This window comes from Ruminiclostridium josui JCM 17888 (assembly GCF_000526495.1).
In the GTDB taxonomy this organism is placed as follows: Bacteria; Bacillota; Clostridia; order Acetivibrionales; family DSM-1351; genus Ruminiclostridium; species Ruminiclostridium josui.
This window is the reverse complement of record NZ_JAGE01000001.1, coordinates 3,472,501-3,487,269: the sequence shown is the minus strand read 5'-3', so window position 1 is coordinate 3,487,269 and position 14,769 is coordinate 3,472,501. Positions and strand designations below refer to the sequence as shown.

Below are 14,769 nucleotides of genomic sequence, written 5' to 3'. Positions count from 1 at the left end.
TTAAGCAATTATGTCTTGTCCACTTTTTGTAAGAAATATTAAATTTAAAATGAATATCCTGTGATTTTAGGATATTCACTTTTGCTGAAAAATATTTATTTGTAGTATTTTAATAAATTGATATACTCATTTGCATTACATTTTATTTCAGCAATTTCCTGCTCGGACAATGTCCTTTTTACTTCTGCTGGACTGCCTGCCACAAGACAGCCATCAGGTATCTTAGTCCTTGGTGTAACTACACTTCCGGCTGCCACAAGACAATTATTTCCAATTTCTGCGCTGTCAAGTACAATAGCTCCCATTCCAACAAGTGTATTATTACCTATTCGACAGCTGTGTAAAATTGCTCCGTGACCAATTGTTACATGTGAGCCCAGCCTCACTTCAACGCCTTTCTTGCAATGTAATATACAGCCTTCCTGTATATTTGTATTATCACCGACAACTATACTATCGATGTCTCCTCTCAAAACTGCATTGTACCAGATAGTTGTATTTTCTCCCAAAACTACGTCTCCAATAACTGTACTGTTCGGTGCAACAAACGCAGTTTCGTGGATTTTAGGTGTGATGTTGTTAAAATCCTTTATCACAATGAATCCCTCTATTCTTGAGTTTTTATCCAGATTGCACATTCAACTCTCTTTTTCTCAAGCTCGCAACCAATTTTGTATGGAATATTAATATCATTATTAAACTGGTACGCATTAGCAGCACATCCGCCACTGCAATAAAATTTTGCCCAACATTCAGCGCAGTCCTTTTTGGTGTATACATTTGACTTTTGAAAATCCTTCTGAAAATCACTATTAAATACACCTTCATGAACATTGCCCATTTTAAACTTTTCATCTCCCACAAACTGATGACAAGGATATAAATCCCCTTCCGGCGTAACTGCCAGATATTCATGACCTGAACCACATCCACCAAGTCTCTTGATGACACAGGGTCCCTGCTGCAAATCAATCATAAAATGGAAGAAATTAAAGCCGCGCTTTTCGCTATCTCTTTTTACATATTCTCTTGCTAGATTTTCATACTCTTCAAAAAGTTTTGGAAGATCCTGTTCACGGATGTCATAACCTGAATCCTTTGCTGCAACAACAGGCTCTATAGAAATCTGCTTGAAGCCCTGATCTGCCAGATGAAGTACATCTTTAGAAAAATCAAGATTTGCTCTGGTAAAAGTACCTCTTACATAATAGTTATCTTGATTTCTTGATTCAGCCATATCCTGGATTTTAGGAAGTATTCTGTCATACGTTCCTGAGCCATCGACTCTTGGCCTCATGTTATCATTGGTTTCCTTGCGTCCGTCAATACTGAGAACTACATTATGCATATTCTTATTAATATAATCTTTTATTTCATCATTTAGTAATACAGCATTTGTAGTAATAGTAAATCGGAAATTCTTGCCAGATTCTTTTTCTCTGATTCTGGCATAATCAACAATACCTTTTACCACGTCGAAGTTCATCAGCGGCTCACCGCCGAAAAAGTCCACTTCCAGATTACGTCTGCCTGTAGATTTTTCTATCAAGAAATCTATTGCCTTCTTACCTGTTTCAAGATCCATCATTGTTCTATGCCCGCCAAAACTTCCTGTGGAGGCAAAACAATATTTGCACCTTAGGTTACAATCATGACAAATATGTAGACATAAAGCCTTTACTACCGGCTTTCTTTCCCACTTATTTAAAGCTTCAGCATATGAATCCTCACTAAAAAGCAAACCTTGGGATTCTAGTTCGGCTATTTCCTCATAGGCATCTTCAATAACCTGTCCTGAGTATTTTTCGGATAGTAATTCAATTATCTGCTCTCTGGTTTCATTCTTATATAAACCTACTACATCATAAGCAGCATCATCAAATACATGGACAGCACCGCTGTTTACGTCCAAGACTATATTTGTATCGTACATAGTATACTTGTGAATCATTTATGTGACCTCCTAAAGCTAAAAATCCTGGATATAACACCGGATTAGAACATTTAAAAAAGTGAAAAGTGCAAATTCACCTTTCACTAATTTATAAATCCATACATATCATTATTAATCAATATGCATATCTAACTATTACTTGTTTTCGCAGCTTTGATTAGCAACTGTGCATGATGTCTTACAAGCTGACTGGCATGAAGTCTGACATTCACCACATCCACCTTTTGCAAGGCTATTTTTAAGAGTAGCATTGTTAATAGTCTTTATATGTTTCATTATGTAGTCCCCCCCATCAATTTTCTTAGCCGATTATAGCATATCTATTTAGTTTTGAAAAGCCATTTTTTAGAAAACCCATTATCTTAAATTAATTCCAAAAATGCCACCCAAACAACCCACAATGGCACCAATAACCACAGATAATATCACCTGAACATCAACTTTAAAATTAAGGAAAACAATACTGCTGGCAATGTAAAGTAAAACCACATAAAGGATTCCAACAAAACAGCCGTTCATCCAACCTTTACTCTTAACATTTTTTGTAGAGTATGCTGATGCCACCAGTACACTCAATACTGTTGTAATAAGAACTGCAATATAGGTGTGTTTTTCAGGAAAATCCGTATATGTTAAAAATAATGCAAACCCTAAAAAACACGGAAGCGTTATAAGAAAAGCCATTATTAAGCCTTTTACTACCCTCAGCAGGTTTATATGCTCATCCAGGCTTTTTTTAAATCCAGGTGTCTGTATGCCCATAGTGTACCTCCAAAATATAATATAAAATGTTCTTTGTATATCATATTTTTGAGGTAGTCCACTTAGAACAGTTGGCTAGAATTAATTATAATTTTACTTACTAGCCTTCAACAGGCTTTACAACATCTTTAATTGCCCAACGCTTTACAAGTATCTTGTTTTTGTCAACACCGGATTCTATATATATTTCGTCGTCTTTTATGTTTATGATTTTACCTACTATACCTCCGATAGTTGTAACACTCCATCCCACCTGAAGTGAATTAAGCATTTGCTGGGTCTTCTTATCCTTTTTTTTCTGCGGGAGAATAATCATTACATACATAAGTCCCAGAATTAAAGCCATAGGTAACACTAATTGAACTAACGCTGCTACTGCCATTAATTAAAACCTCCTGTAATTAATTTATTTAACACAGTAAAACTGTATTATCCATATTATTATTTAGTATAGCCATATTTCAGATAAAATTCATCTCTGAAGCTGGCAAGCCTATCATCCATTATAGCTTGTCTTACTTGTTTCATCAAGTTTATTAAGAAATATAAGTTGTGCCAGGTTGTAAGCCTCAAGCCCAAAACCTCTCCGCATTTGAGAAGGTGTCTGATGTAAGCTCTTGAATAGTTTCGGCAAACATAACAATCACATTCCGGATCCAGCTTTGAAAAATCTCTAGAGTATTTTGCATCACGGATAATAACTCTGCCATTACTTGTAAGTACTGTACCGTTTCTTCCGATTCTTGTTGGAAGGACACAGTCAAACATATCAATACCCCTTATAGCTCCTTCTATAAGATAATCCGGGGTACCAACTCCCATTAGGTATCTGGGCTTATCAGCAGGCATAAGAGGCGCTGTGTAATCCAATACTTCATACATAATCTCTGCAGGCTCACCAACGCTTAAGCCTCCTATTGCATAACCAGGAAAATCTAATTCCTTTAGTTGGTTAGCACTTTCTATCCTCAAATCTTTGTACATACCTCCCTGGATTATGCCGAAAAGTGACTGTTTTTCAGTATTGGTATGAGCGTCCTTACATCTCTTTGCCCATCTTGTGGTACGCTCCATTGACTTCTTAACATAATCGTATTCAGCAGGATAGGGTGCACATTCATCAAATGCCATTATTATATCTGCACCAAGATCATTTTCTATTCCCATTACCGATTCAGGTGTAAATACATGTTTTGAACCGTCCAGATGAGACCTGAAGGTTACACCTTCTTCTGTAATCTTTCTTAGTCCGCTTAGGCTGAACACTTGAAAACCTCCACTATCAGTGAGAATTGGTCTGTCCCAATTCATAAACCCATGAAGGCCTCCTGCCTGCTTTACAATATCCTGACCAGGCCTTAGATAACAGTGATATGTGTTGCTTAATATTATTCTGGCATCTATCTCCTTTAGTTCCTCAGGTGACATGCCTTTTACGGTAGCAAGGGTACCAACAGGCATAAAAACAGGTGTATCAAAGGAACCGTGAGGTGTATGCACCCTACCTAATCTTGCACCTGTCTGCTTGCAAGTTTTTATTAATTCATAAGTAACTGCTGCCATAGTAATTACCTTTCTATTAATTAGTTAAATTATTTAATAAACATTGCATCTCCGAAGCTGAAAAATCTGTATTTTTCTTCCACAGCTACATTGTATGCATGTATCACATTATCCCTACCAGCTAAAGAGCTAACCAGCATGATAAGTGTTGATTCAGGCAAATGAAAGTTTGTAATAAGCCAGTCTACTACTTTAAACTTATAGCCCGGATATATGAAAATATCTGTCCAGCCATCACAAGGTTCAATCTTTCCGCTTTTACCCACAGTTTCAAGTACCCTGCAGCTAGTAGTACCAACAGCTACAACTTTTTTGCCTTTCTGTCGTGTATCGTTTATTATATCACATGTTTCCTTACTTATAGAATAATATTCTGAGTGCATTTTATGTTGAGTTATATCGTCAACTTTTACAGGTCTGAATGTACCTAGGCCCACATGAAGCATAACATAGGCTATTCTTACACCCTTCCGTTCTAAGGATTCTAAAAGTTCTTTGGTAAAATGAAGTCCGGCAGTTGGTGCAGCAGCAGAGCCATTAATCTTGGCATATACCGTTTGATATCTTTCCGGGTTTTCAAGTTTTTCAGTAATATACGGTGGCAAGGGCATTATACCTACCCTATCCAGTATTTCTTCGAATACACCCTCATATATGAATCTGACTAGTCTGTTTCCTTCATCAAGTACTTCCAAAATTTCCGCTTTAAGTTCACCGTTTCCAAAAACAAATCGACTCCCCGGCTTTGCCTTCTTTCCAGGTTTTAAAATAACTTCCCATTTGTCTCCTTCAACTCTTTTTAGCAAAACAAATTCTATCTTTCCGCCTGTACCCTCTTTTTCACCTAAAAGTCTTGCAGGTATAACTCTGGTATTATTAAGAACAAGACAATCACCTTCATCCAGATAATCTACTATGTCCTTGAATAATTTATGTTCAATCTCACCGGTTTCCTTATCCAGTACCATAAGTCTGGACATATCCCTTTTTTCTATGGGATGCTGTGCGATAAGTTCTTCCGGAAGGTAATAATCGAAATCGTGCAAGTTCACCTATAATAACCTCCAATTATTCTTCTATTTATTATGTCTGTTTAATATAAATAACAATCATAAGACTTACTGCATAAAATAAACCAATAAATATCATACATTATAATTGTTTATATTACAAATATTATTGCCATACATAATCTTTTTTTGTATAATTTATGAGATAATCGTAAGAAGTCCCATATGCTCTTATATTTACTTAGGGACAACAAGTCCCCGTGTGTTGAGAGTAAATTTTTAACATAAATGGATGGAGGATTCGAAATGAAAGTAGCAAAATTTGGAGGAACCTCTTTAGCTAATGCAGAACAGATTAAAAAAGTATGCAGTATCATACTTGCTGATAGCGAGAGAAAAGTTATTGTTGTATCTGCCCCTGGTAAAAGGGATAGCTCAGATACCAAGGTTACTGATTTACTTATTGCTTGCGCACAAAAGCACCTGGAGACAGGTAAAGCAGAAGCTGAACTTGATGCTGTTGTTAAAAGGTTCAAAGATATAGCAAATGAACTTGGGCTTGATGACGAAATAGTCAAAATGATTAGGTCTGATTTGGAAGAAAGACTTAAGCTTGACACTTCTCACACCGGTATGTTCATGGATGCTATGAAAGCTGCCGGAGAAGATAACAGTGCTAAATTGGTAGCTGCGTATTTAAACAGTATAGGTAATAAGGCAGAATATGTATCACCTAAAAGAGCCGGACTACTCATGAGTGATGAGTTTGGAAATGCACAGGTTTTACCTGAATCCTATGAAAACCTTAAAATGATTAACAGTATAGAAGGAATTGTTATTTTCCCGGGTTTCTTTGGTTACACTAAAGATGGAAAAGTTGCAACTTTCCCACGTGGAGGTTCAGATATAACCGGTTCTATTTTGGCTGCCGCATTAAAGGCTGATCTATACGAAAATTTTACAGATGTTGATGCTGTATATGCAGCTCACCCAGGATTAGTTCACAATCCGGTTGCAGTACCTGAATTGACATACCGTGAAATGAGAGAATTATCATATGCCGGTTTCTCAGTATTACATGAAGATACTCTAGTTCCTGTTTATATGGCCGGTGTTCCGGTTTGCATAAAAAATACAAATAATCCTACTGCTCCAGGAACAAAAATATCCCTCGTCAGAGATTACTCCCCCAACCATGTTGTGGGAATAGCAAGTGATTCAGGTTTTTGCTGTATCTATGTAAGCAAATTTATGATGAACCGAGAAGTAGGTTTTGGAAGAAAACTCCTTCAAATTCTTGAAGATGAAGGTATTTCATATGAACACACTCCATCAGGTATTGACAACATATCCGTAATACTAAAACAAAACCAACTCAAAGAAGGTATGGAGCAGAAAATAGTTGACCGTATTAAAAATGAATTAAAAGTTGATGATGTTTCAGTTGACCATAATCTTGCTATGATTATAATCGTTGGTGAAGGTATGAAAAATACTGTTGGAACTGCTGCAAGAGCTACAACTGCTTTAGCAAAAGCATCCATTAGTCTGGAAATGATTAATCAAGGTTCATCTGAAATAACAATGATGTTTGCTGTAAGGGAAAATGAAGCACACAAAGCCGTTATTTCTCTCTATAATGAATTTTTTCTAAACACTAAATACAAATAATGAATTATAAAAATAAAAAGGGACTCATTATTATGAATCCCTTTTTATTTTTCACTTATTTTTTAATCTCAACTTTAGTTCCGGTATAATAGTGAGTCAAAATTTGCTCATATGTAAAACCGGCTTTTGCCATACCCATAGCACCCTCTTGACTCATGCCTACCGCATGTCCCCATCCTTTACCTGTGAAAACATATTCAGTAGGACTTGCAGAAACAGTGGATTCTTTACCGCCTGCCCCAATAATAGTTACTTTCTGATTTGGATTAGTATAAGTTTTTTCTCCATTTTTGGTTATTACCTTTAACTGATTCAGGGAAACATTTTCTATCTTATTATTAACTTGAACATTTATACTGGCATCAGAAGAAATGTTATACATTTGACTTGGAAGACTAAGAAAAGTCCTGCATTTGTCCTTTGGAATAATAACACCTTCAGGCTTCAATGTTCCAGTAACAACTAACTCAATTGGTCTTCTGGCCTCCGAGTACTTGGTAATTTCAATTCCCGTTACGGTTCCCAGCCCATAACTTTTTAGTTTTGTACTTATTTCATCCGCCGTAAACTTCATTGTCCAATTGTAGTTATAGGAATTACCTGACTCATATTTGTCCTCAACACTTTTGAGGTATGGTACGCTGTTCCCCCAAACATTTACTGCATCCTCAGTTCTGCCACCTGTAGACGCTGAAAATACTGTTTCAGCAAGAGCTCCGTTATATGTTACAACCATATCACGAGTTTCATTAACGGCTTTGTTTGTATTGGCATTTTCAGAGCTATAGCCCTTATATACCTGGCAGTCGGTTGTTGCACACAAATTAAAACCGTATTTTGAATGCTTGTTAATTGATTTATAAGAATATGTTCTAGCTGCTACAGCCTGAGCCTTTAATGCTTCAATATGTGAATATGCCGGCATTTCATTAGGAACTACGCCATATAAATATTCTTCGAAAGGCAGTACATTAATAATTGTCATATCACTACCAGATAATCTACTAAGCTCAACCTGTCCTCGGTACAAAGTTGTTCCAATTTTTATAGTATTTGGATTGGCTGATGATATTGATCTTCCTCTTAAAAGACTATTTGAAGATGCATACATGAACAAAACTTTACCATTTTGATCAGTACCATAAATTCTTGAACTACTTTCAGCAATTACAGTATATGTATTTCCTCCTAATTTGGATTTAACAGTATTAACAGCTGTTTGGGCTGTAGATTTGCTAACATAAAAACCTGTCCATATCTGCCAACCTGAATCAGTATAAACAGGATATGCAGTTATACCTTTCGTACTATAGCTCTGAATCAATGAAACTGTATCATTATACGATTTATATGTACCATTAATCTGAATATGGTAAGGACCGCTTGTTGGATTTCCATTTAAATCAACTGGTGTGAACTTTGCTCCACTTTGTATGAAGTAGCTGTCCTTTCTTAATGTAATTGTCTGACCAGAATCCTCTTGATATATATTATTGTATTTTCCTGTTTTTGAATCATACGCACAGAATAATACTCCCTTGTCACTACTGATATTAATCTGACTCTGAGCTGTTGACCCATAATACAGACCTATTTTTACGGTCGTTGCCTCAGCCGCTGATGAATTCAAATTGTTGAAACCGGTCAGCATTGTAAATAGTATTACAATGCATAAAAATAAGCACATCTTTTTCATTTGTACTAGACTCCCCCACTTTTCTTTTTTTCCTAACTTCGACAAGTTCAAAAGCACATCCTCCCTTGTTTACTGAATTGTAACAATAATGAAATATAGCGCATATAATATAATAATCAGATGTAAAAAAATTGACACTTGATATAACAGGATGTTATTATAGATAAAAGAATATATGCTAGATAGAGGTGCGTTTTTTAATAGTATGGACAATAAAGATTCTGGGGTCTGATGATTTGTTCTGAAAGGAAAAGACGCCGAAGGCAATACTGTACCCTGAACATGTAATGCCTGGTTTCAAGGTCAATAGCCTTGTGACTGTCATCATTTGAGTAATGGTGGAGCGCTATCTGTTTTTAATTATATTTTACTATAATTGGTTAAACAGACGTCGGCGGAACTGCCGACGTTTTTTAATTATATTATTGATTATTGTTTTATGAAAGGGTGGTAACAATGAAAAAGCCAATTTTTACTGGTTCAGGTGTAGCAATTATTACCCCATTTACAAATGACGGTACTGACTACAATAAATTATCGGAACTAATTGAATATCAGATTAAAGAAGGTACTGACGCAATTATTATTTGCGGTACAACAGGTGAAGCATCTACCATGTATGACGATGAACATAAGGCTGCAATCAAATTTACAGTTGAAAAGGTCAACGGAAGAATACCGGTTATTGCCGGAACAGGAAGCAACCACACTGTTCATGCTGTAGCACTTAGTAAATATGCCGAGGAGGTTGGTGCAGATGCTATCCTCACAGTTACCCCATATTATAATAAAACCACTCAAAAGGGTTTATATGAACATTTTAAGACGGTTGCAAACAGCATAAAAATTCCTGTAGTACTTTATAATGTTCCCTCAAGAACTAATCTTAATATAGCTCCTGAAACTATACAGGCTCTCTCAAAGATTGATAATATTGTAGCTATAAAAGAATGTAATCTTTCTCAGGTAGGAGACATCATTAATCTGTGCGGGGATGATATAACAGTTTATTCTGGAGAGGATGGAGCCATAGTGCCATTTTTGTCTATGGGTGCTAAAGGTGTTATATCAGTTTTAGCCAATATTGCACCAAAGGATACACATGATATTGTTGCAAAGTATCTTTCAGGTGATGTTGAAGGCAGTAGAAAACTACAATTAAAAGCTAATGACCTTATTAAGGCATTATTCTGTGAAGTAAGTCCTATACCAATTAAAGCTGCCATGAATCTTATGGGAATGAATGTGGGAGGATGCAGACTGCCATTGGTTGAAATGTCAGATAAAAATCTGGAGATACTTAAAACAGAACTTATAAAGTATGGTTTATTAGCATAACAAAAAAATATTAAATAGGATGTGGAAAAACTAATGATTAATATACTATTAAGTGGGTGCAATGGAAAAATGGGTCAGGTTATTACCAGACTTTCTGATAATTTTCCTGAATTAAAGATTTCGGCAGGGTTTGATATCAATAATAATATAAATAACCCATACCCTGTTTTTACATCATTAGCAGACTGTAATGTAGATGTTGATGTAATAATAGATTTTTCAAACCCTAAAGCATTTACACCTTTGGTAGAGTTTGCTCAGGAAAAACATTTACCTCTGGTATTGGCTACTACAGGTTTATCAACTGAGCAAGTTACAACACTAAAAACTTCTGTCGCTAGCAGAATACCGGTTTTTTTCTCTGCTAATATGTCACTTGGAGTAAATTTACTTATTGATTTGGTTAAGAAGGCAGCCAAAGTCCTTGAAGGGCAGTTTGATATAGAGATAGTTGAAAAACATCATAATCAAAAAATAGATGCTCCAAGTGGAACGGCCCTTGCTATAGCAGATGCTATTAATGATTCACTTGATGAAAAATGTGAATATATGTACGACAGACATTCAAGAAGAAAAAAGCGCAGTAAGAAGGAGATTGGTATACATGCAGTGCGCGGAGGCACAATTGTAGGTGATCACTCTGTTATTTTTGCAGGAAACGATGAACTTATAGAGATTAATCACACTGCTTTATCAAAAGAGATATTTGCAGTAGGTGCATTAAAGGCCTCCATATTTCTTGCATCCAAAAAGCCGGGACTGTATTCAATGTCGGAGCTTATTTCTGAAAGCAATTAATTAATTGTTAAAAATTAGGGAGGAATTATTATGTCCATTTTACCAGTTACAAGTATAAGTACAGTATACAATGTAGCATTAGTGGCAGTAGATAATCTTCCAAATGATATGGTTCTCATTGCGGGAATTTTTAATAAAATTGCAGAAGAAAAAATAAATATTGATATGATTAGTCAAAGTCCTCCATATAAAGGGAAAATCAATATTTATTTTAGCATACCTACTGAAAATATAATAAAGGTAATTGCTATTTTAAACTCATTTAAAATAAGGGTTCCCAACCTGCGAATTGAAATAGACTCAGATAGTACCAAAATTAGTGTTTTTGGAGAAGGAATGAAAGATAAACCCGGAGTAGCCGCAAAAGTATTTTCATTAATGGCTGAAAATGAAATCGAATTGAAATTAATTACAACCTCAGAAGTTGATATATCTTATCTAATATACGAAAAGGATGCTGATAAAGCAATTAGAGCAATAAAAAAAGAATTTAATCTGTGAAGTTTTTTAACTTAGAACCCTCCTGTTTTATAACATGGAGGGTTCTTGTATATGCAAAAAGTCGCGTGCATGTACATGCACATAAACAAAGCCTCAAGCAATGAACTTGAGGCTTTCATATAAATCTGGCAGAGACCTACTTTCCCGGGCCGTCTCCAGCCAAGTATTATCGGCACTGAGATGCTTAACTGCCGTGTTCGGTATGGGAACGGGTGTGACCATCTCGTCATTTCCACCAGAAAATTCACAGATTTTAATATGCGTCGCACTACTTCGTTACCTTCCTAGCTCCGGTACTCATTTATCCACATAAACTCCGTTCCTCGCTTCGTCGGTGCCTTGTATTGCTTGCATCTGAAAATCTGATTCTGACTTATTAATTTTTGCTCAGGTACTTTGTACCTTCAGAACTGATTAATGTTACTCTTCTAAGAAGATGTGAAGCTCTCTCATTGTCTAGTTTTAAGACCTTCTACTTTTTTGATACCTGTTTCTTTTGGGTCAAACCCTCGACCTATTAGTATCAGTCAGCTTAACACATTACTATGCTTACACTCCTGACCTATCAACCATGTAGTCTACATGGGGTCTTACCTATTGCTAGTGGGATATCTCATCTTGAGGTAGGTTTCACGCTTAGATGCCTTCAGCGTTTATCCCTGCCGAACTTGGCTACCCAGCTGTGCCATTGGTATGACAACTGGTGCACTAGAGGTTCGTCCATCCCGGTCCTCTCGTACTAAGGACAGATCCTCTCAAATATCCTGCGCCCGCGACAGATAGGGACCGAACTGTCTCACGACGTTCTGAACCCAGCTCGCGTACCGCTTTAATTGGCGAACAGCCAAACCCTTGGAACCTGCTACAGCTCCAGGATGCGATGAGCCGACATCGAGGTGCCAAACCTCCCCGTCGATGTGGACTCTTGGGGGAGATAAGCCTGTTATCCCCAGGGTAGCTTTTATCCGTTGAGCGATGGCAATTCCACTTTCATACCACCGGATCACTAAGCCCTACTTTCGTACCTGCTCGAGGTGTCTCTCTCGCAGTCAGGCTACCTTATGCCTTTGCACTCGCTGTGCGATTTCCAACCGCACTGAGGTAACCTTTGGACGCCTCCGTTACTCTTTGGGAGGCGACCGCCCCAGTCAAACTGCCCACCTGACAGTGTCCCTAGACCAGCTTATGGTCTCAGGTTAGAGTTCCAGTACTTTTAGAGTGGTATCCCAACGTCGACTCCATGATGGCTGGCGCCACCACTTCTCAGTCTCCCACCTATCCTGTACAAAAAATACCGAAACCCAATATCAAGCTACAGTGAAGCTCCATGGGGTCTTTCCGTCTAGTCGCGGGTAACTTGCATCTTCACAAGTACTACAATTTCGCCGGGTACGTTGTTGAGACAGTGCCCAAGTCATTACGCCATTCGTGCGGGTCAGAACTTACCTGACAAGGAATTTCGCTACCTTAGGACCGTTATAGTTACGGCCGCCGTTTACTGGGGCTTAAGTTCATGCCTTCGGGTTTCCCCTAAGCAATTCCCGTAACCTTCCAGCACCGGGCAGGCGTCAGCCCCTATACTTCATCTTTCGATTTAGCAGAGACCTGTGTTTTTGATAAACAGTTGCTTGGGCCTATTCTCTGCGGCCTCAATCTCTTGAGGCACCCCTTTTCGCTAACTTACGGGGTCAATTTGCCGAGTTCCTTAACAACGCTTCTCCCGCTCGTCTTAGGATTCTCTCCTCACCTACCTGTGTCGGTTTGCGGTACTGGTACCTTTAATCTGGATAGTGGTTTTTCTCGTCAGTGTGGAATCTGTCACTTCGGTACTTGTTTTCCCTCCGCATCACGTCTTCGAAACATCCGGCGGATTTGCCTACCGGACTATCTACCCCGCTTGCACGATCTTTTCCAGCTGATCGCTTGACTTATCCTCCTGCGTCACCACCTCTCTCATAACGATTAACGGTAGTACAGGAATTTCAACCTGTTGTCCATCACCTACGCCTTTAGGCCTCAGCTTAGGTCCAGACTTACCCTGGGCGGACGAACCTTCCCCAGGAAACCTTAGGCTTTCGACGGTAAAGATTCTCACTTTACTCTCGCTACTTATTCCGGCATTCTCACTACTGTCTCGTCCACAAGTCCTTTCGATCTTGCTTCAACCTACTACAGTAAGCTCCCCTACCACCCTCGTACATCCAATACTACTGCTAACGGTACAAGTTTAGCTGTATGTAATTTGACGAAATGTTTTGATTTATTTTTCATTTGTTACATTTCGTGAAATTACCTCTTCGCTTCTTATTTCATTTAGCAATACTATTGGATGTACGCTGATCCATAGCTTCGGTACACAGTTTAGCCCCGGTAATTTTCGGCGCAGGCTCACTCGACTAGTGAGCTATTACGCACTCTTTGAATGAGTGGCTGCTTCTAAGCCAACATCCTAGTTGTCTTAGCAAACCCACATCCTTTTCCACTTAACTGTGATTTTGGGACCTTAGCTGATGGTCTGGGCTGTTTCCCTTTTGACCATGGGACTTATCTCTCATAGTCTGACTCCCAAGTAACATCATTACGGCATTCGGAGTTTGATAGGGTTCGGTAACCCGGTAAGGCCCCTAGCCCATTCAGTGCTCTACCTCCGTTTGATTTTCCCTTGAGGCTAGCCCTAAAGCTATTTCGGGGAGAACCAGCTATCTCCGAGTTCGATTGGAATTTCTCCGCCACCCACAGCTCATCCCAGACCTTTTCAACGGTCATGTGGTTCGGTCCTCCACGAGATTTTACTCCCGCTTCAACCTGTCCATGGGTAGGTCACCCGGTTTCGGGTCTATAGCATGCAACTTCTCGCGCTTTTAACACTCGGTTTCCCTTCGGCTCCGTACCTTCTAGTACTTAACCTTGCTGCATACAATAACTCGCCGGACCGTTCTACAAAAAGTACGCTGTCGAGCTTTAACGCTCTTCAACTGCTTGTAAACATAGGGTTTCAGGTTCTCTTTCACTCCCCTCCCGGGGTTCTTTTCACCTTTCCCTCACGGTACTGCTTCACTATCGGTCACCAGTTAGTATTTAGCCTTGGATGGTGGTCCACCCTGCTTCCCACGAGGTTTCACGTGCCTCGTGGTACTCTGGATTCTAGCCTGCCTCTCAACATTTCGCTTACGGGACTTTTACCCTCTATGGTCTCAGCTTTCCAGCTGCTCATTCTGCTATGTCTCAAGGATCATTATGCTAGTCCTCAACCCCAAAAGATATTGCTATCTTTTGGTTTGGGCTCTTCCGCTTTCGCTCGCCACTACTTACGGAATCTCTTTTGATTTCTTTTCCTGTTGGTACTTAGATGTTTCAGTTCCCAACGTCTGCCCTCGTAACACTATGGATTCATGTTACGATGACCGAGTGCTTAACTCGGCCGGGTTTCCCCATTCGGATATCTACGGGTCAATGGCTATTTGCGCCTCTCCGTA

At 38.6% G+C, this 14,769-nt stretch carries 12 protein-coding genes, 2 rRNA genes and 1 riboswitch (1 of these 15 only partly in view); of the genes, 4 read left to right on the top strand and 10 right to left on the bottom strand.

Annotated features, from left to right (window positions below):
- Positions 1 to 95: 95 nt before the first annotated feature.
- The 7 genes from K412_RS0115755 to queA all read right to left on the bottom strand — a co-directional run bounded on the left by K412_RS0115755 (position 96) and on the right by queA (position 5,331).
- Positions 96 to 596, bottom strand: a complete 501-nt coding sequence (locus tag K412_RS0115755) for a gamma carbonic anhydrase family protein (protein ID WP_024833993.1) — start codon at positions 594 to 596, stop codon at positions 96 to 98.
- Between the two features lie 11 nt (positions 597 to 607).
- On the bottom strand, positions 608 to 1,951 hold the full coding sequence (gene scfB / locus K412_RS0115750) for a thioether cross-link-forming SCIFF peptide maturase (RefSeq protein ID WP_024833992.1): 1,344 nt from the start codon (positions 1,949 to 1,951) through the stop codon (positions 608 to 610).
- 138 nt (positions 1,952 to 2,089) lie between these two features.
- Positions 2,090 to 2,230, bottom strand: a complete 141-nt coding sequence (scfA, locus tag K412_RS21945) for a six-cysteine ranthipeptide SCIFF (protein WP_004621760.1) — start codon at positions 2,228 to 2,230, stop codon at positions 2,090 to 2,092.
- An 81-nt stretch (positions 2,231 to 2,311) separates the two neighbouring features.
- Positions 2,312 to 2,716 carry a TIGR04086 family membrane protein gene (locus K412_RS0115740; RefSeq protein WP_024833991.1) on the bottom strand — a complete coding sequence of 135 codons (405 nt, stop codon included), beginning with the start codon at positions 2,714 to 2,716 and terminating at the stop codon, positions 2,312 to 2,314.
- A 100-nt stretch (positions 2,717 to 2,816) separates the two neighbouring features.
- Positions 2,817 to 3,098 (bottom strand): preprotein translocase subunit YajC, encoded by a 282-nt coding sequence (gene yajC / locus K412_RS0115735; protein WP_024833990.1) that lies wholly within the window; start codon positions 3,096 to 3,098, stop codon positions 2,817 to 2,819.
- 59 nt (positions 3,099 to 3,157) lie between these two features.
- Entirely contained in the window at positions 3,158 to 4,279 is a 1,122-nt protein-coding gene (tgt, locus tag K412_RS0115730) for a tRNA guanosine(34) transglycosylase Tgt (protein WP_024833989.1), read from the bottom strand.
- A 29-nt stretch (positions 4,280 to 4,308) separates the two neighbouring features.
- Positions 4,309 to 5,331: a tRNA preQ1(34) S-adenosylmethionine ribosyltransferase-isomerase QueA gene (gene queA, locus K412_RS0115725; protein WP_024833988.1), complete on the bottom strand. Its 1,023-nt coding sequence runs from the start codon at positions 5,329 to 5,331 to the stop codon at positions 4,309 to 4,311.
- A 264-nt stretch (positions 5,332 to 5,595) separates the two neighbouring features.
- Between queA and K412_RS0115720 the strand changes: the two genes are divergently transcribed.
- Positions 5,596 to 6,960, top strand: coding sequence for an aspartate kinase (locus K412_RS0115720; protein WP_024833987.1), 1,365 nt, complete (start codon positions 5,596 to 5,598; stop codon positions 6,958 to 6,960).
- A 55-nt stretch (positions 6,961 to 7,015) separates the two neighbouring features.
- Here the strand turns inward: K412_RS0115720 and K412_RS0115715 are convergent, their stop codons facing one another.
- Complete coding sequence (locus tag K412_RS0115715) at positions 7,016 to 8,656, bottom strand: SpoIID/LytB domain-containing protein (RefSeq protein ID WP_024833986.1); 1,641 nt, start codon at positions 8,654 to 8,656, stop codon at positions 7,016 to 7,018.
- Between the two features lie 175 nt (positions 8,657 to 8,831).
- Positions 8,832 to 9,013, top strand: a riboswitch (Lysine riboswitch).
- 99 nt (positions 9,014 to 9,112) lie between these two features.
- On the opposite strand from K412_RS0115715, the gene dapA reads away from it, so the two are divergent.
- From dapA to K412_RS0115700, 3 genes are read left to right on the top strand one after another with little or no spacing between them, the layout of a single operon-like run.
- Positions 9,113 to 9,994, top strand: a complete 882-nt coding sequence (gene dapA, locus K412_RS0115710) for a 4-hydroxy-tetrahydrodipicolinate synthase (protein WP_024833985.1) — start codon at positions 9,113 to 9,115, stop codon at positions 9,992 to 9,994.
- A 33-nt stretch (positions 9,995 to 10,027) separates the two neighbouring features.
- A complete protein-coding gene (gene dapB / locus K412_RS0115705; protein ID WP_024833984.1) occupies positions 10,028 to 10,792 on the top strand; it encodes a 4-hydroxy-tetrahydrodipicolinate reductase in 765 nt (254 codons plus the stop codon).
- Between the two features lie 30 nt (positions 10,793 to 10,822).
- A complete protein-coding gene (locus K412_RS0115700) occupies positions 10,823 to 11,293 on the top strand; it encodes an ACT domain-containing protein (RefSeq protein WP_024833983.1) in 471 nt (156 codons plus the stop codon).
- A gap of 123 nt (positions 11,294 to 11,416) precedes the next feature.
- Here the strand turns inward: K412_RS0115700 and rrf are convergent.
- Both rrf and K412_RS0115690 read right to left on the bottom strand, forming a co-directional pair.
- A 5S ribosomal RNA gene (gene rrf, locus K412_RS0115695) occupies positions 11,417 to 11,533 on the bottom strand.
- Between the two features lie 257 nt (positions 11,534 to 11,790).
- Positions 11,791 to 14,769: ribosomal RNA gene (locus tag K412_RS0115690) — 23S ribosomal RNA — on the bottom strand; it runs 76 nt beyond the window's last position.